We start from the raw sequence: 18,409 nt of genomic DNA on the forward strand, positions 1-18,409 counted from the left end.
TTCGTAATAAGAAACAAGAGAGGGGAAGAGAATAATGGGCGAATACGTACAAAAAGGGAACATCCAAGTCGCCAAAGTGTTGTACGACTTTGTCAACGAGGAGCTTCTGCCGAACAGCGGGTTGGATCAAGACAAGTTTTGGAGCGATTTCGGCGCGCTCATTTCCGACTTGACGCCGCGCAACAAAGAATTGCTCGCCCGCCGCGACGAAATTCAAGAAAAATTGAATGAGTGGCATAAAGCGCATCGCGGCCGCTTTGATTTTAACGAATATAAAGCATTTTTGACAGACATCGGCTATTTGGAGCCGGAAGTCGAGGACTTTGCGATTACGACCGACAATGTCGACGATGAAATTGCCGTGCAAGCCGGGCCGCAGCTCGTCGTGCCGCTCACGAACGCCCGCTATGCATTAAACGCTGCCAACGCCCGTTGGGGCAGCCTGTACGACGCGCTGTACGGCACCGATGCCATCAGCGAGGAAGACGGCGCCGAGCGCGGTTCGTCGTACAACCCGGTGCGCGGGGCGAAAGTCATCGTCTACGGGCGGCAGTTTTTGGATGAAGCAGTGCCGCTTGCCGAACATTCCCATCAAGACGTAGTCCAATACGCGGTCGTTGACGGGCGGCTCGTCGTGACGACAGAAGGCGGGGCGACGACGGGGCTGAAAGAGCCAGAAAAATTTGTCGGTTTCCAAGGCGACCCGCAACATCCGACAGCGGTGTTGCTGAAGAACAATGGCCTTCACATTGAAATTCAAATCGACCGCGAGCATGCGGTCGGAAAAACGGATAAAGCCGGCATCAAAGACATCGTGTTGGAGGCGGCGGTCACGACGATCATGGACGGCGAAGATTCGGTGGCGGCCGTTGACGCCGAAGACAAAGTGCTCGTTTACCGCAACTTGTTTGGTCTCGTTAAAGGCGATTTGACAGCGACATTTGAGAAAAACGGCAAAATCATGACGCGCTCCCTGAACCCGGATCGCGTATACAAAACGCCGGATGGCGGGGAGCTCGTGCTGCCGGGCCGTTCGCTCATGTTCGTGCGCAACGTCGGGCACTTAATGACGAACAACGCGATCTTGCATGCGAATGGCGAGGAAGTGCATGAAGGGATCATGGACGCCGTCATTACAAGCTTGATTATGAAACATTCGCTCATCGGCAATACACGCTACTTGAATTCGCGCAAAGGTTCCATCTACATCGTCAAGCCGAAAATGCACGGATCGGCGGAAGTGGCGTTTGCCAACGAGCTGTTTGACCGCGTCGAAGACATGCTCGGCCTTGAGCGGAATACGATTAAAATCGGCGTGATGGACGAGGAGCGCCGCACGTCGCTCAACTTGAAAAACTGCATCTACCAAGTGCGCGACCGCATCATTTTTATCAACACCGGCTTCCTCGACCGGACCGGAGACGAAATTCATACGTCGATGGAAGCGGGGCCGATGCTGCGCAAAAACGAGATGAAATCATCGACTTGGCTGCAGGCGTATGAAAAATCGAACGTCGCCGTTGGGCTTGCCGCCGGCTTCCGCGGCCGGGCGCAAATCGGCAAAGGAATGTGGGCGATGCCGGATTTGATGGCAGAAATGCTGAAGCAAAAAGGAGCGCAGCTCAAAGCAGGCGCCAATACGGCATGGGTGCCGTCGCCGACAGCGGCCACGCTCCATGCGCTTCATTACCATCAAGTGAACGTCTCCGCTGTGCAAAGCGAACTGGCGAACGATCGGAACGATTATCGCGACGACATGTTGCAAATCCCGGTCGTTGACCACCCGCAATGGACAGCGGAAGAGATTCAAGAAGAGCTCGACAACAACTGCCAAAGCATTTTAGGCTATGTCGTCCGCTGGATCGACCAAGGGATCGGCTGCTCGAAAGTGCCGGACATTCACAACGTCGGACTGATGGAAGACCGGGCGACGCTTCGCATCTCGAGCCAAATTCTCGCCAACTGGCTCCATCATGGCATTTGCACGAAAGAGCAAGTGCTTGAGACGCTCAAGCGGATGGCAAAAGTCGTCGACGAACAAAACGCCGGCGATCCGAACTATCGTCCGATGGCGCCGAATTACGATGATTCGGTGGCGTTCCAAGCGGCATGCGATCTCATTTTCCGCGGCTATGAACAGCCAAACGGCTATACCGAGCCGATTTTGCACCGCCGCCGTCAAGAAGCAAAAGCGAAATTTGCCGCCATTCAGCAATAAACGCCAAAAGCTGTATAAGGAACAAGGGATGGACGACCTTGTTCCTTCCTATCTATTTTGATCAGAAAATTAAGAAAATAAATAGAGAAAGGAGGCAGCTCCTAGTTACTACTGGCCGGTTGTCAAACGCAAAGCAGCACAAAAGGCGGTACAAGGGGATAGGGGAAGCTAGTAGCTAGGGATCAGTGATGGAACATTTGCGAGAACGAGCGTTGCTTGTCCATCGGCAGGCAAGAGGAAAGCTGTCAGTTGAAGTGAAAGTGCCGGTCGTGAATGCCAATGATTTAAGTCTCATTTATTCGCCGGGAGTGGCTGAACCGTGCAAAGAAATTTACGTCAACCAAGACGAAATGTACAACTATACAGTGAAGGGCAATTTTGTCGCCGTCGTCTCGAATGGCACGGCGGTGCTTGGGCTTGGCAACATTGGCGCGCGGGCGGCGCTTCCGGTCATGGAAGGGAAAGCCGCCTTGTTCAAAGCGTTCGCCGGGATCGATGCCGTGCCGCTTTGCCTCGATACTGAAGATCCGGAACAAATCATTCAAACGGTCAAGTTGCTGGAACCGGCGTTTGGGGGCATCAATTTGGAAGATATCGCCGCCCCCGCCTGCTTTGTCATTGAAGAGCGTCTTCGCCAAGAGATGGCGATCCCGGTGTTTCATGATGATCAGCATGGCACGGCGATTGTCGTGGCCGCTGGGCTGACGAACGCCTTGAAAGTGGTTGGCAAACAGCTCGCCGATTGCCGGGTTGTCATCAATGGCGCCGGCGCTGCCGGGGTGGCGATCGCCAAATTGCTGCTGTCGATCGGAGTCGGCGAACTGATCGTTTGCGACACAAAAGGAGCGATTTATGAAGGGCGCTCGCATGGGATGAACGCCATCAAGGAAGAAATCGCCCGGCAAACGAATCACCGCCGTATCTCCGGGACGCTTGCGGACGTCATTCAAGGCGCGGATGTGTTTATCGGTGTCTCGGTTGCTGGGGCGTTGACGCCGGCGATGGTTCGGAAGATGAACCGCGGGGCGGTCGTATTCGCCTTGGCCAATCCGGTGCCTGAGATCATGCCGGATGAGGCAAAAGCCGCCGGAGCCGCCGTGGTCGCGACCGGCCGGTCGGATTTGCCGAACCAAGTGAACAACGTGTTGGCGTTCCCTGGCATTTTCCGCGGCGCGCTCGATGTGCGGGCGACGCAAATTAATGAGGCGATGAAAATTGCCGCTGCCGAAGCCATCGCCGGGCTCATCCAGCCGGAAGAGCTGACGGAAGAGTATGTCATCCCGAACCCGTTTGACCGTCGCGTCGTTGAGGCCGTCGCTTCCGCCGTCGCCCGCGCCGCCATGGAGACCGGGGTGGCTCGAGTCAAGGAAAAAGTTGAGGAACAAAATCGTGTCAGAGAGGGGTAGCCATCGATGAAGAATCCGAGCTGGCGGTTTTGATCAGCAAAGAGGAAAAGCAGGTGAGCGAAGAAGACGTGTGGTCGTATATTTTCGGCTATACAGTCGCCAACGATGTCACCGCGCCGCAGTTTTTCCACCCGGATGGCCATTGGACGATCGGCAAATCGTTCGATACGTTCACTCCGCTCGGCCCAGTTATTGAAACGGAGCTTGACCCTCGAACGGTATCGGTGAAAGCGCGGGTGAACGGCGAGGAAAAACAAAACAGCCCGACCGAGCTGATGATCATTTCCATCAGCAAAATGATTTCGTATTTGTCTCATGTCATGACGCTGCAACCGGGCGACGTCATTTTGACGGGAAGCCCGGTCGGCGCCGAGCTTGTCGGCCCGGGGACGGTCATTGAATGCGATGTGGACGGCATCGGCACGCCCCGCAATACGTTCGTCGCCGCCAAAGCGCCAGCCGTTTCCATCCGACGTTCATAACGAACGTGCGGCATCTCTGGGCCAAACAAGGCATCAGGCGCGTCCTGACGGTGAATACGTTCCGTCCGTTAAGGCGGCGCTCGCTGCCACGCGCGCCTGCGCTGCTCTCCCGCCTGCAAAAGCCCGGCTGTTCGTGTATAATGGCGAGCGGAGAGAACAAATCGAGGTGAATGCGATGGAACGAGAAAACATGGTCAAATCTGTCCGCCGGGCGCTGCAAATTATCGAAATCGTCAGCACGAAAAAGGACGGGCTGGGCGTGACGGAAATCGCGAAACAAATGGACATCAACAAAAGTTCGGTGTACCGCATTTTAACGACGCTTGCCCAATACGGCTATATCGAACAACATCCGGAAACGGAGCGGTATAAGCTCGGCTACAAGTTTTTAGAGCTCAGCTCAAAGCTGCTTGATTCGATCGATTTGCGCCAAGAGGCGAAGCCATATTTGCGCGTGCTCGAAAAAGAAACGAACGAGGTCATCCACCTCGTCGTCTATGATCAAGGGGAAGTCATTTATATTGAAAAATTGGAAGGAACAGAGACGCTGCGCATGCACTCCAAAGTCGGCAAGCGGGCTCCGATGCATTGCACGGCGGTCGGCAAGGCCATTTTAGCCCATTTGCCGCCCGCGGTGGCTGCAGAGATCATCGATCGGAAAGGACTGCCGAAGCATACCGATTGGACGATCACCGACCGAGAGGCATTTTTCCGCGAACTTGAGACCGTCCGGCAAAACGGGTATGCGCTTGACTTGGAAGAAAACGAGTACGGTATCCGATGTGTTGCCGTTCCGATTTTTGACTATACCGGCGGCGTCGTCGCGGCGATCAGCGTTTCCGGCCCGACGATCCGCATGACGGACGACCGCATCACATCGCTCACTGTGCGCATGCGGCAGATCGGCAAAGAACTGTCGGCAAGGCTCGGCTATCGTGGAGCCCATTCCGTCCAGCTGTAGCGGCTGGACGTTTTTTTGTGCCAAGAAGAATGACCCATGTGGATGCCGCCTTGGCGGGGAAGATGAGAGGAAGGCATCCTTTTTCCAAAACCGTTCAGATACAATCGAACGTTCTGTCGTTCGGCCGGCTCCGATATATCGGTTGTCTGCCAGTTTGAAACGAGAGAGGACTGCCTCTGGGTGGGCGTTTTTTGTAGTGCAAACAAACGGAATGCATTTGACACTCCACACGCCTAAAGGGCGTGGGATTCTTGGGTCGTTCGCGTCCTCATCCATTTCTGGTTCGGACCACGCCCAAGTTCAGGGGTGTGTCATCACCCCGTCCCATCGGGTTACGATGTACCCCAATGGGCGGCGCACCTGTGACCAGTGCGCTAGGTTAGGCGACAAAGCCCGAAATCGCTTTGGCGATGTTGATCGCGCCATTCAAGTCGGCGTGGAGGGTATATCCGCATTGTTTACACTGAAAGTGGATGCCATTACGATTTCCCTTTTCCCGATGTCCGCATTTACACGTTTGGCTCGTGTAGGTCGGATTCACCCACTCGACCCGAATGCCCGCCATTTCCGCTTTATAGGCGATCATCGTTTGCAATTGATGAAACGCCCATGAATGAAGGCTTCGCCCCGCTTCTTTGGCCGATTTTGCCCGCTTGCGAATCCCTGTCAATGCTTCCATCCGAATCACGCCAACACCGTTGGCGAGCGCAACATTCACGATTTGACGGCTGATTTTGTGATTTTGGTCCTTCATCCAGCGGGATTCTTTACGGCCGATTTTGCGAATCATCTGGAGCTTCTTCGCTTGGCCCAACGTTCGCCGCAAAGCCGCATATCGTCGACGAATGAAGGCGCATTGGTTCCCTTTGAAAAACAACGATTTCGTTCCCACGCTGGCCACGGCGATATAGCGAAGCCCAAGGTCAACCCCCATCACCTTTGTTTCGTGCCGCGGCTTGACTTCAAAGGTGATCGCGATCGCCAAGTACCATTTCGTTTGCTTTTTGTAGAGCTTGGCCGCCCCTTGTTTGGCTGTTCCGTCCAGCAGCCGATTCAGCCATGCTTCTTGATAGGGGTGCGTGACGACCGGCACGCCGATTCGCTTCTCCAGTGTGGGGAAGGAAACCGTGTAGAACGCCCCTTTCTTTTCCACCTTCACGTTTTGATTGTTAAAGCAGCACCAGAATGTTCGAAACTTCTTTGTTTTCTGGTTTTTCTTTTGGGACTTCACTTCTCGAATCGTCTGATTCACGACGGCGGAAGGAAACCGCTGCGGCGAAAACTCCTTAAAAATTTTGCTCGTTGCTTGATTCAGTTCGGGATGATTCAACAGCCAATTGGCAAACGCGGTATTCACTTCTGTCATCCGTTCGTACATGTCTTGTTTGACTTTTGTTGGGTTGTGCAGCTCCAGCCTTAGTGTGATGGTCGGCATGGATTCACCTCCTTGTGGCGATTTCAGGATACCATTTTTTTCAGAATCATTCAATATTCAGAAAACGGCTCGCTTTCATCCCACCCCTCAAGGAGTGGACTTTCTCGCTCGCGGGTCTGTAAAATAGAAACGAGGTGATATGCGACGTGAAAAAACAGACGCTTTCGGAATGGATCGAACAGCTTCGCCAAGATCCGAATGTCGTGTATTGGCATGAAATCGAACCGAAAGAAGCGAATTTCGTTCCGTTTCCAGACGAACTCGATCCGCGGCTTGGCGCGGCGCTCAAAGCGCGCGGCATCGCTTCGTTGTATACGCACCAGGCGGCCGCTTATGACGCGGTCCAAAGCGGGCGGAACATTGTCGCCGTGACGCCGACCGCTTCAGGGAAAACGCTTTGCTACAATTTGCCGGTGCTCGATGCCATTGCCAAAGAGCCATCGAGCCGCGCCCTGTATATCTTTCCAACGAAGGCGCTCGCTCAAGATCAAAAAAATGAACTAAACGAGATCATCGCCGAGATGGGGGTGTCGATTTACAGCCATACATACGACGGCGATACGGCGCCGGCGCTGCGGCAAAAAATTCGTCAAGCGGGCCATATTGTCATCACCAACCCAGATATGCTCCATACGGCCATTTTGCCGCACCATACGAAATGGATTTCTCTTTTTGAACAGCTGCGCTACGTCGTCATCGATGAACTGCATACATACCGCGGCGTATTCGGCAGCCATGTGGCGAACGTCATCCGCCGCTTAAAGCGCATTTGCGCCTTTTACGGGAGTCGACCAACGTTTATTTGCACGTCGGCGACGATCGCCAATCCGAAAGAGTTGGCGGAGCGGCTGATCGGCGAACCGGTGACGCTTATTGACAACAATGGGGCGCCGCGCGGGCGGAAATATTTTGTGTTTTACAATCCGCCGGTTGTCGAGCGGACGATGAACATCCGCCAAAGCGCGACAAAAACGGCCGTTGAGCTCGCAAGACAGCTGCTTGTCAACCGCATTCCGACGATCGTTTTCGCCCGCAGCCGCGTCCGTGTCGAGTTGATTTTAAGCCATTTGCAGGCGGTGGTGAACGAACGAATCGGCGATACGACGATCCGCGGCTACCGCGGCGGCTACTTGCCGAACGAGCGGCGCGCCATTGAAAAAGGGTTGCGCAGCGGGGAGATTATCGGTGTGGTGAGCACGAATGCGCTCGAGCTCGGTGTTGATATCGGCCAATTGCAAGCGTGCATCTTAACAGGGTATCCGGGAACGATCGCCAGCACGTGGCAGCAAGCCGGGCGCGCCGGCCGGCGCCAGGGCGATTCGCTCGTTGTGATGATCGCAAGCGCAAGCCCCCTCGATCAGTACATCATCTCCCATCCAGAATACTTTTTCGCCCGCTCGCCGGAGGCGGCGCGCATCAACCCGGACAATCTGCTCATTTTGGTCGATCATATCAAATGCGCCGCCTATGAGCTTCCGTTCCGGCGCGGCGAGACGTTCGGCGGCGTCGAGGTCGAAGAGGTGCTCGACTTTTTGGCCGAGCAAGGGGTGCTAAACGAACGCGCTGGGCGCTGGCACTGGATGAGCGACGCGTTTCCCGCGCATGATATCAGTTTGCGCTCCGCAGCTCAGGAAAACGTCGTCATCATCGATATTTCCGACACCGCCCGCCATCGCGTCATTGGCGAAATGGACCGCTTCAGCGCAATGACGCTGCTTCATGATGAAGCGATTTATTTGCACGAAGGAGCACAATACCAAGTCGAAAAGCTCGACTGGGAGGAGAAAAAGGCGTACGTCCGCCAAGTGGATGTTGAATATTTTACGGACGCCAATTTGGCTGTCCGGCTTGATGTGCTGTCGGAAGACCGGAGCGAAACGCGCGGACAAATGGCGGTGCGTTACGGTGATGTATCGGTCCGAGCGATGGCGACGATTTTTAAAAAGCTGAAGCTGTCGACGTTTGAAAACATCGGATCAGGGCCGATCCGCCTTCCGGAGGAAACGCTTCATACGTCGGCGGCGTGGATCGAGTGGGAGGCGGTGCCGTCACGGTTTTCCCCGGCGCTGTTTGAACAACTCCTTGTCGGCATCGCCAATGTGCTTGGTCATCTCGTGCCGGTGTTTGTCATGTGCGACCGGTCCGATCTTCACGTCGTGCCGCAGCTTAAGGCGCCGCATTCCGGACGGCCGACGATTTTCCTTTATGATCGCTATCCAGGCGGAGTCGGCCTGTCGGAGGCGGTGTTTGAACGGTATGAAGAGATCATGAAACATGTGAAAGAATGGGTCGAACGCTGCCCGTGTGCGGACGGCTGCCCATCGTGCATCGGCATTTCAAGCGCTGACGGACCGTCGTTGAAGCGCGAACTTGTCCAGTTTTTGGACGAACAACTTGCCGTTTGGGCCGGTCCGTCCGTTTAAGCGTCGTCATGCGTGTTTTTGCCGAGTGTGGGAGAATCAACTACTTATAGAAGCAAGCCGACGTCAAGCAAGGAGGGGGTGAACGGATGAAGCCGAAGTTGGCGCAATGGAAAGAATTGCTTGCCGCCCGGCATAAAAAGGAGAACGATGAAGAAAAAGAAGAAGAGAAACCGGACGGACGACCTGTGACGGACGTGCCGTATGCCGACGTTTGGCGGGAGTACGGCGCCAAGCCGTATTGGTTTGCCGGCGATTACTGCCTCATTCGGGAAACGGTGTATCCGCTTGACTATCAGCACGGCCGCTATCGGCTCGGAGGGCTGTATGAAGTGCACGAAAGATGGCAGGAAGCGCCGTTTTCCCATCCGCTCTCCTGCCGCGGCTTTGCCGTTCGCGACTTATTCTTTTTTGACACGGAGACGATGGGACTTTCAAGCGGGGCGGGAAACATCATGTTCTTGCTTGGCCACGCCCGCATTCTTGGCGATTTCGTCACCATCCGCCAGCATCTTCTGCCATACCCAGGGGCGGAAGTGGCGCTCTATCAAAGTTTTTTGTCTGACGTCGATTATACGACGCTTGTTACCTATAATGGAAAAGCGTTCGACTGGCCGCGCCTGAAAACGCGCCATGCGCTTGTCCGCAACATGGTGCCAAAATTGCCAGCGTTCGGTCATTTTGATTTGTATCACGCCGCCCGCCGCTTATGGAAAGACAAATTGGATTCGCTGCGCCTTTCGGAAGTGGAGCGGCACATTCTCCATGTCGAGCGGGGCGATGATGTGCCGGGCTTTTTGGCGCCGATGATGTACAAAGAGTTTTTGCAAACGCCCCATCCAGACCGGCTCATGCCAGTATTGCGCCATAACGAGCGCGACGTGTTGTCGCTCATTGCTCTCTACATTCACCTATCCGTTCAGCTGCTTGAAGCGGACCGGCTCGCTGACCCCAAGGAGCAGTTGGCCGCCGCCCGTTGGTTCGAAGCGGTCGGGGAAACAGCGGCTGCAAGGGGGGTGTACGAGGAGGCGAGCGGCAAAGGGGCGAAGGAAGCGCAGGCGGCGAAATGGCAGCTTTCGCTTTTATACCGAAAAGAAAAACGATATGAAGAGGCTGCTCTCCTTTGGCGCGACTTGTTGATCCACGGAAATGGCTATTGGAAGGCGAAGGCCGGGCTTGAACTGGCGAAGGTGTATGAACATTATTTCCGGGATGCGGCCGAAGCGCACCGTTATGCCGTTATGGCATATGAAGCGTGGCGGTCGCTCGCTAGGATGAGCCGACAACATAGCGAGAAAGAAGAAGCGGAATGGCGCAGGCGGCTCGCGCGGCTTGAACGCAAGAAAAACGGGTGAGAACTCGTCCATTTCCCTGGCAAGCGCAAAATATGACAGAAAACGAAAATGTTTCGTCTTTTTGTTGTGAATCTTGTAGAAAAAAGAAAAAACGTGTACAATGGCATCGGAATGAACGAAAACGATGGCAGGGAGAAGAAGACGATGCGGAGCATGTACAAAAAAATTTTGTATCTCTTTTTTATTGTCGTCGGTTTGACGTTTGTCGTGTTCAATTATATCTATTAACTGTAGATGAGCAAATTCACTAACATAAATTGACAACCAAACAAAAAAGGAGACATGAACCGGACTCCTTGGGTAAAATAGATGTGCTCAAAACCCATTCACACAAGGAGGTTCATGTCTCATGAATAGATTAGCACATCACCAAGGAATCCACAAGTTTTTCTTCACTTTGGGGTTGACGCTGCAGCTTTCCAAACCGGTCATCAAGCATCTCATTCATATCGTCGATGCCTTGACCACCAAGGGATTCTCGGGAACATTGACCGATATTCATCACTGGAGCTTTCATCCGAATCATCGAACGACGCTCAGTCACTTTTTCACGAAAAGCCCTTGGGATGAGGAAAGGCTGCTTGGGAAGCTTCAAGAGTGGATCCTCCGCCGAATCGAGCGCCTGGTCGAGCGAAAGAATCAGCCTCTTTTTGTCTCGATTGATGATACGATTTGCCAAAAAACGAAGCCTTCGTCACGGGCAACGCACGCCATTCAAGGGTGCGACTGGCACTACTCGCATAAAGATCATCAATCGGTTTGGGGGCATTCGCTCGTTTGGCTGATGGTGCACACCTTGACACAAGCGTTTCCGTTTGCGTTCCGCCTGTATGACAAGAAAGCGGGAAAAAGCAAGATCGACCTGGCCATCGAGATGCTTTCTTCGCTCAAAGTGAAGCGGGCTCAGCCGGTGTATGTGCTCATGGATTCGTGGTATCCGTCCAAAAAGCTCATTGAAGCCTGCTTGAAACAGGGATTCCATGTCATCGCCATGCTCAAGACGAACCGGATTCTCTACCCGAAAGGCATCGCCATCCAAGCCAAGCAGTTCGCCCGCTATGTCGAGTCCGAAGACACCCGCCTCGTCACGGTGGGGAAGGAGCGTTACCGCGTGTATCGCTATGAGGGGGCGATCCATGGCCTCGATGACGCGGTGGTGCTGCTGGCTTGGAAGGCGGATCAGCCGATGGCGCCGGAACATCTCCATGTCGTCTTGAGCACCGATCGGGAGCTGAGCGACGAAGACATCTTGCGTTACTATGCTCAGCGTTGGACGATCGAGTGCTTTTTCCGGCAGGCGAAAGATCAACTGAAGCTTGATGGATACCGCGTTCGCCACATTCGGGCGGTGAAACGGTATTGGGCGGTGGTGCTGTTGGCCTGCGTGTATAGCATCGCCGAATCCCGACAAAACCTCTCCGCCGGGCTGGAGCTTCTTCGGTCGCGGAAAGACCACAGCGTCGTCGAGTTCATTTATGACGCTGCGAAGCAAGATATTCCCATTGATGTGATCAAAAAACAGCTCCGTATCGCGTAAGGGGTACCCTGTTTGTCTCTCTAATCATGGAAATTATTGTAATGAAAAATGCTCATCTACAGTCTATTAATGAACGTCAGAGAGGCCGGCGCCGCATAACGGATTCAAAAAGACGAATGACGATGCCAAAACGTCCGAAGCACCGGGGGCGAGAGAGCCGGTAGATTGTTGGCGCGAATGGCTCTTCAAAATGGGTGTTTATACTAGTACGAGTCCACTCCGTTCATCATAGGCTAGTATTGTCAAGCAACAGCCTAAATTGATGAAAGGAGAGGAATATGATGCATTGCCTGCCGAATGTAACGGCGCCGATCGTTCATCCGCCTCGTTGCAACGTTTTGCATCATTTCGAAGCAACGATTGTGCCGCATATCCATCCATCGCATACGACGCATGTTTATCATCACCTGTATGAACATCAACATTATTTCCCGCATACGGAATCGGCGGTGGCTCAGGCTGCCAATCGCCATCTGTACTGCCCGGGTCCGGGACCGATGCCATTTCCGCCGTTTCCGCTTCGATAGTAAGGGCCAAAAACAGAAGCCGCTTTGTCGGCTTCTGTTTTTTTACGGATGGAAAACGCCGGCAGCCGGCGGCGTTTGGGCGGGAGGACGGCGTTTCGGCGCCGCCGAGAAGTCTGCGTGGGCGCCATGCGGCTTCCCGATCGATGCGGCAAGCCATCCGTCAATTGACAACCGGCTGAATTTCTGAAAAAATAAAGAGAAGATGATCGTTGAATGCGGATTGAGGTGAAAAGCCATGTCAGCCCATCAAGTGAAACTGACGCCGAAAGACATTTTAGAAAAGGAATTTAAGGTAAGCATACGGGGGTACAACCAAGACGAAGTGGATCAATTTTTGGATCTCATTATTAAAGATTATGAAGCATTTCAGCAAGAAATTGACGAGCTGCGCCAGGAAAACGCCCGGCTGAAGCGGCAAGTCGAGGAGCTTCAAAAACGGCCGGCGATGTCAGCGGGAACGACGAACTACGACATTTTGCAGCGCCTTTCCAACTTAGAAAAGCATGTGTTTGGCCGGAAACTGTATGAATAACCAGCCGGCAGGGCGAAGTTGATGCAGAGATTTCTAATTTTTTCTTCTTGATTCTCACACCAAGATCAGCTATACTGTAAGATGCTCGCAGCGTTAATCATGTTCGGGTAATCGCTGCGGCCGGTTTCGGCCGTAGAGGAAAGTCCATGCTCGCACGGTGCTGAGATGCCCGTAGTGTTCGTGCCTAGCGAATCCATAAGCTAGGGCAGTCTGGCTTCGGCTGGGCTGACGGCGGGGAAAGAACCTACGTCCGCATGCGGATATGGTTCGATTACCCTGAAAGTGCCACAGTGACGCAGCTCTAAGGGAAACCTTAGAGGTGGAACGCGGTAAACCCCACGAGCGAGAAACCCAAATGATGGTAGGGGCACCTTCCCGAAGGAAATGAACGGAGGGAAGGACAGGCGGCGTACGCTGCCTGTAGATAGATGATTACCGCCGGAGTACGAGGCGAAAGCCGCTTGCAGTACGAAGGTACAGAACATGGCTTACAGAACATGATTAACGCGGTGATTGGAATCGTGGGAAAGCCCTCCTGCAGGAAGGAGGGCTTTCTCTTTTGTGTGTTTTCCTTCCATATGACTATAATGGAAGTATAGGCCATGAATGAGGATACATACATCTATCAGATAGGGGGAACAAGATGACTTCGTTTTCGCTGATTGCCACGGCCGCGATGGGGCTCGAATCAGTCGTCGCGGAAGAAGTGCGCCGGCTTGGCTATGAGTGCCAAGTGGAGAACGGCAAAGTGACGTTTGAAGGCGATGCGCTCGCCATTTGCCGGGCCAACCTTTGGCTGCGCACCGCTGACCGCGTGAAGCTGAAAGTCGGTGAGTTTCGAGCGACGACGTTTGAGGAGTTGTTTGAACAAACGAAGGCGTTGCCATGGGCCGATTACTTGCCGAAAGATGCCGAGTTTCCGGTGATCGGGAAGTCGGTCAAATCAACGCTGTTCAGCGTTTCCGACTGCCAAGCCATTGTGAAAAAGGCAGTCGTCGAAAGCTTAAAAGCGCGCTATCATTTGTCGTGGTTCCCGGAAACCGGGCCGTTGTATCGGATCGAGGTGGCGCTTCACAAAGATATCGCTACGTTGACGATCGATACAAGCGGCGCTGGGCTGCATAAACGCGGCTACCGTGCTCGCCAAGGGGAGGCGCCGCTAAGAGAGACGCTCGCGGCCGCCTTAGTGTTGCTCACCAATTGGACGCCCGATCACCCGTTCGTCGATCCGTTTTGCGGGTCGGGCACGATTGCCATTGAGGCGGCGCTGATCGGCCAAAACATCGCCCCAGGGTTTAACCGGGATTTCGTCTCGGAGCAATGGCCGTGGATCGGGGAATCGGTATGGGAAGAGGCGCGCCAAGAGGCGGAACAGATGGCGCGTTACGACCAACCGCTTGATATTTGCGGGATTGACCTTGACCCCCACATGGTCGAGATCGCCAAGATGAATGCAGCCGAAGCGGGGCTTTCCGATCTCATTTCTTTTCGGGAGGGCCGCGCCGAGCAGTTTCGGACCGATGCACAATACGGGGTGATCGTCGGCAACCCGCCATACGGCGAACGGCTTGGCGAACAACGGGAGGTCGAAGCGCTCTATCGCGCCATCGGCCGCGCCTTCGCCGCCTTGGATACGTGGTCGGTGTACATTTTAACCGCCCACCGCGGTTTTGAAACGCATTACGGCCGCCCGGCGACGAAGCGGCGCAAACTGTTTAACGGCTTTATTGAAACGCATTACTACCAGTACTGGGGGCCGCGGCCGCCGCGCGAAGCTCGAAGTTGACTTCTCGGCGGCCATCGATCATAATATTGTTTTGTTACTAGGGATCGGGCGCGCAACAAACTTGTTGCGCGCTTATGCATGATATGCCGGGGGAGTTTATGCCAATTGAAGGGGTGGCGACGATGGGCCATGAGCGTTATCCGTTTGTTGTAGAAAAAAATGAAAACTTTTTTGATAAGTTGAGCCAGTGGATCGGCGATGTTTTTTATGACATTTTGCCGGAAGCCGGCTTTGAGCTGCGCGACGAGCAAATTTATATGGCGTTTCAGCTCGAGCGGGCGTTTCGAGAAAAAAAGGTGATCTTCGCCGAAGCGGGAGTTGGCACAGGGAAAACGATCGTGTATTTGCTGTATGCAGTCTGCTACGCCCGCTATACCGGCAAGCCGGCCATTATCGCCTGCGCCGATGAGACGCTCATTGAGCAGCTCGTCAAAAAGGAAGGCGATATTTCGAAGCTATCCAACGTGCTCGGGCTGGAAATCGACGTCCGGCTGGCGAAATCGCCGGATCAATATTTATGTTTGAACAAACTGGAAGAAGTGACGACGTATGACGATGACGACATCGAGCTGTATGAGCAAATTTACGATGAACTTCCGGCCTTCGTCCATGACAACAAACCGCTGCAGTCGTTCTACCGCTACGGCGACCGAAAAGAATACGCCCACCTGACTGATGAACAGTGGAAAAAAATCGCCTGGGATCCGTTTCAAGACTGTTTCACGTGCGAAAAGCGGCATCGCTGCGGACAGACGCTTTGGCGCGACTATTACCGGAAGGCGGCGGATTTGATCGTCTGCTCGCACGATTTTTATATGGAACATGTTTGGACGTATGAAGCGCGCAAGCGGGAAGGACAGCTGCCGCTGTTGCCGGAAGCGAGCTGTGTCGTGTTTGACGAAGGGCATTTATTGGAGTTCGCTGCGCAAAAGGCGTTGACATATCGAATGAAAGAGACGACGCTTGAGACGTTGCTGACACGTCTTCTTGAAAACGACATCCGTGAAGAGCTCGCCTATTTAATTGAGGAGACGCTGGAGACGAGCACGCGCTTTTTTGATGAGCTGAAAGCGTGCGCGAAAGACGTTCCGGGTTCGAACCGGAAAGAAATTTTGCCGTCGCCGCGTCTTGAACAATGGGCGAAGCGGCTCCGCGGCCAAATGGTCGAAATCGGCAACGAGCTTGTGTTTGAAAGCGAGACGTATACGATCGATCATTACCAGCTGAACATTGTGGATGAATATTTGGATCAAATCCAGTATTCACTCGATTTGTTTTTGACGAACGCCGACGCCATTACGTGGCTTGAGTCGTCGCGTCAAGAGGCGACGTTTGTCGTCATGCCGCGCACCGTTCAGGAAGTGTTGCGCGAAAAAGTGTTCGCGAAACGCATGCCGTTTGTCTTTTCATCGGCAACACTATCAAACGGAAAATCATTCCAATATATAGCGCAAAGCTTAGGCATTGATGACTATTTATCGTTCAGCGTGCCGTCGCCGTTTGATTACGACGAACAGATGACGATTTTTATGCCGACGTTCCGCGCGGATGAGACGCTGTTTGCCAAAAAATACGCATATGCGCTTGAAAAATTGCGCGAAACCGGAGGCCGGGCGCTCATCTTGTTCCCGACGCGCGAGGAGCTTCTTCAGTTTAAAGAGGCGGCAGCCGGCGAACCATTTTCGTTTTTGTTTGAAGGCGACCGCGAAATCAGCGATTTGGTCGCTGAATTTCAGCGCGAGGAAGAGACGGTGCTTTGTTCCGAACATTTATGGGAAGGACTTGACATCCCGGGGCCGTCGCTGTCGAACGTCATTATTTGGTCGCTGCCGTATCCGCCGAATGATCCGGTGTTTCAGGCGAAGCGAAAAGCGTATAGCAACCCGTTTTGGGACGTCGATGTGCCGTATATGCTTCTTCGCCTTCGCCAAGGAGTCGGACGGCTCATCCGCACGCGCGATGACCGCGGCATTGTTTCCATTTTCGTCACCGACAGGGAAGATGAACGGGTCATTGCGGCGATCAAAGACGTGTTGCCGACAGCGGTGAGGGAAGAATGATATTCTTCCCTTTTTCATTTTCCACAAAAATAGCATTTTCTCGCTGGCAAGCAGGAAAATGGCACCTTGTTATGGAAATGATGATACGGCCATGAAATACATAGGGGGACTGAGTATAGTGAAACCAATCGAAGCGCAGTTTTTGCAATACGTGAAAAAAATGACGGGCTACCGCGAAGCGATTGGCCTCATGTATTGGGATTTGCGGACTGGCGCCCCGAAAAAAGGGGTCGAGCAGCGATCAGAAGTGATCGGCATGCTGTCAGAAGAAGTGTTTCGCATGTCGACATCCGAGGAGATGGCAGCCTTTATCGCCAAGCTGTCGCCCAAAGCCGTCTACGAGCAGCTGAATGACGTGACAAAGAAAACGCTTGATGAATGCAAAAAAGAATACGAGCGCAATAAAAAAATTCCAGCGGATGAATACAAAGAGTTTGTCGTGCTTTGTTCCAAAGCGGAAAGCGTTTGGGAAGAAGCGAAAGCGGCTGCTGATTTCGCCCGGTTTCGCCCGTATTTGGAGCAAATCATCGAGTTTCAGCGCCGCTTTATCCGTTATTGGGGGTATGAAGGACACCCGTACAATACGCTGCTCGATCAATACGAGCCGGGCATGACCGTCGATTTGCTTGACGAACTGTTCAGCCGCCTGCGCGAACGCATCGTCCCGCTTGTGCACGCCATTTCCGCCGCGTCCGACAAGCCGGACACGTCCTTTTTGTTCGCGCCGTTTCCAAAAGAAAAGCAGCGCGCTTTTCTGCTTGAGTTGCTTAAAGAGCTCGGCTATGATTTTGGCAAGGGGAGACTTGATGAGACGGTCCATCCATTTGCGATCGGGCTCAACCCGAACGATGTGCGCATTACGACGCGCTACGACGAGCGCGACTTCCGCACCGCGGTGTTTGGCACGATCCATGAATGCGGCCATGCGCTGTATGAACAACACATTTCCGAGTCGCTTGTCGGCACTCCGCTTGCAAGCGGGGCGTCGATGGGCATTCATGAATCGCAGTCGCTCTTTTTTGAAAATATGATCGGACGCCACTATGGGTTTTGGAAGCGGCATTACCCGCGCCTGCAGCAATACGCGCCCACGCAGTTCGCCGACGTTTCGCTTGATGCGTTTTACCGGGCGATCAATGAAGCGAAGCCGTCGCTCATTCGTATTGAAGCGGACGAACTGACGTATCCGCTCCATATTATCATCCGCTATGAAATCGAAAAGCAGCTGTTTGCTGGGGAGCTGGAAGCGATCGACTTGCCGGATGTATGGAATGAGAAATATGAACAATACCTTGGCATCCGCCCGCACAACGATGCGGTCGGCGTGTTGCAGGACGTCCATTGGTCGGGCGGCAGCTTCGGCTATTTCCCATCGTATGCGCTTGGCTATATGTATGCGGCGCAATTCAAGCAAGCGATGGAAAAAGAGTTGGATGTAGCTGGGCTGCTTGAAGAGGGGAACATCGCACCGATCCGTGAATGGCTGACCGTTCATATCCACCAGTTTGGAAAAATGAAAAAGCCGCTCGAACTTGTGCGCGATGCTACGGGCGAAACGCTGAAAGCCGATTATCTTATTCAATATTTAGAAGAAAAATATAAGGCGCTTTATCGATTATAGAACAGGCGCGTCAGTGCAAACATCGTTCTTACGCTGTTCGTTTAGTTTTTCTGTCGACAAAGTCCTATT

Annotated in this window: 13 protein-coding genes, 1 other RNA gene and 1 pseudogene; 13 read left to right on the plus strand and 2 right to left on the minus strand. The window is 53.6% G+C overall.

What is annotated here, in order from left to right; genetic code table 11:
• Positions 1-34 precede the first annotated feature (34 nt).
• The 4 genes and pseudogenes from GYMC52_RS07675 (at position 35) to GYMC52_RS07690 (ending at position 5,067) form a co-directional block, all read left to right on the plus strand.
• A complete protein-coding gene (locus tag GYMC52_RS07675) occupies positions 35-2,218 on the plus strand; it encodes a malate synthase G (RefSeq protein WP_013523647.1) in 2,184 nt (727 codons plus the stop codon).
• A 188-nt stretch (positions 2,219-2,406) separates the two neighbouring features.
• A complete protein-coding gene (locus tag GYMC52_RS07680; RefSeq protein WP_013523648.1) occupies positions 2,407-3,624 on the plus strand; it encodes an NAD(P)-dependent malic enzyme in 1,218 nt (405 codons plus the stop codon).
• An 11-nt stretch (positions 3,625-3,635) separates the two neighbouring features.
• Positions 3,636-4,106 (plus strand): annotated as a pseudogene (locus GYMC52_RS07685) (fumarylacetoacetate hydrolase family protein); the annotation flags it as partial.
• 175 nt (positions 4,107-4,281) lie between these two features.
• Positions 4,282-5,067, plus strand: a complete 786-nt coding sequence (locus tag GYMC52_RS07690) for an IclR family transcriptional regulator (protein WP_013523649.1) — start codon at positions 4,282-4,284, stop codon at positions 5,065-5,067.
• Positions 5,068-5,446: 379 nt separating this feature from the next.
• On the opposite strand, the gene GYMC52_RS07695 is transcribed toward GYMC52_RS07690, so the two are convergent.
• Positions 5,447-6,502 carry an RNA-guided endonuclease TnpB family protein gene (locus GYMC52_RS07695; RefSeq protein ID WP_013523650.1) on the minus strand — a complete coding sequence of 352 codons (1,056 nt, stop codon included), beginning with the start codon at positions 6,500-6,502 and terminating at the stop codon, positions 5,447-5,449.
• Between the two features lie 146 nt (positions 6,503-6,648).
• Between GYMC52_RS07695 and GYMC52_RS07700 the strand changes: the two genes are divergently transcribed.
• From GYMC52_RS07700 to GYMC52_RS07720, 4 genes are all read left to right on the plus strand, one after another.
• The gene (locus GYMC52_RS07700) at positions 6,649-8,925 is read left to right on the plus strand and encodes a DEAD/DEAH box helicase (RefSeq protein WP_013523651.1); all 2,277 of its coding nucleotides are present in this window, start codon (positions 6,649-6,651) and stop codon (positions 8,923-8,925) included.
• A gap of 86 nt (positions 8,926-9,011) precedes the next feature.
• A complete protein-coding gene (locus tag GYMC52_RS07705) occupies positions 9,012-10,277 on the plus strand; it encodes a ribonuclease H-like domain-containing protein (RefSeq protein WP_013523652.1) in 1,266 nt (421 codons plus the stop codon).
• 349 nt (positions 10,278-10,626) lie between these two features.
• On the plus strand, positions 10,627-11,814 hold the full coding sequence (locus GYMC52_RS07715) for an IS701 family transposase (protein ID WP_012820547.1): 1,188 nt from the start codon (positions 10,627-10,629) through the stop codon (positions 11,812-11,814).
• A gap of 281 nt (positions 11,815-12,095) precedes the next feature.
• Complete coding sequence (locus tag GYMC52_RS07720; RefSeq protein WP_025950050.1) at positions 12,096-12,341, plus strand: CotD family spore coat protein; 246 nt, start codon at positions 12,096-12,098, stop codon at positions 12,339-12,341.
• Positions 12,342-12,383: 42 nt separating this feature from the next.
• Here the strand turns inward: GYMC52_RS07720 and GYMC52_RS07725 are convergent, their stop codons facing one another.
• The gene (locus GYMC52_RS07725; protein ID WP_041469444.1) at positions 12,384-12,578 is read right to left on the minus strand and encodes a hypothetical protein; all 195 of its coding nucleotides are present in this window, start codon (positions 12,576-12,578) and stop codon (positions 12,384-12,386) included.
• On the opposite strand from GYMC52_RS07725, the gene gpsB reads away from it, so the two are divergent.
• From gpsB to GYMC52_RS07745, 5 genes are all read left to right on the plus strand, one after another.
• On the plus strand, positions 12,577-12,873 hold the full coding sequence (gpsB, locus tag GYMC52_RS07730; RefSeq protein WP_011231037.1) for a cell division regulator GpsB: 297 nt from the start codon (positions 12,577-12,579) through the stop codon (positions 12,871-12,873). The two genes, GYMC52_RS07725 and gpsB, sit on opposite strands and share 2 nt — an antisense overlap.
• 99 nt (positions 12,874-12,972) lie before the next feature.
• Positions 12,973-13,369, plus strand: an RNA gene (rnpB, locus tag GYMC52_RS18170) — RNase P RNA component class B.
• 147 nt (positions 13,370-13,516) lie between these two features.
• A complete protein-coding gene (locus GYMC52_RS07735) occupies positions 13,517-14,659 on the plus strand; it encodes a THUMP domain-containing class I SAM-dependent RNA methyltransferase (protein ID WP_013523653.1) in 1,143 nt (380 codons plus the stop codon).
• A 122-nt stretch (positions 14,660-14,781) separates the two neighbouring features.
• Positions 14,782-16,719 carry an ATP-dependent DNA helicase gene (locus tag GYMC52_RS07740; RefSeq protein WP_041469446.1) on the plus strand — a complete coding sequence of 646 codons (1,938 nt, stop codon included), beginning with the start codon at positions 14,782-14,784 and terminating at the stop codon, positions 16,717-16,719.
• A gap of 118 nt (positions 16,720-16,837) precedes the next feature.
• Positions 16,838-18,340: a carboxypeptidase M32 gene (locus GYMC52_RS07745; protein ID WP_013523655.1), complete on the plus strand. Its 1,503-nt coding sequence runs from the start codon at positions 16,838-16,840 to the stop codon at positions 18,338-18,340.
• Positions 18,341-18,409 lie beyond the last annotated feature (69 nt).

The sequence above is a fragment of the Geobacillus sp. Y412MC52 genome, from assembly GCF_000174795.2.
In the GTDB taxonomy this organism is placed as follows: domain Bacteria; phylum Bacillota; class Bacilli; order Bacillales; family Anoxybacillaceae; genus Geobacillus; species Geobacillus thermoleovorans.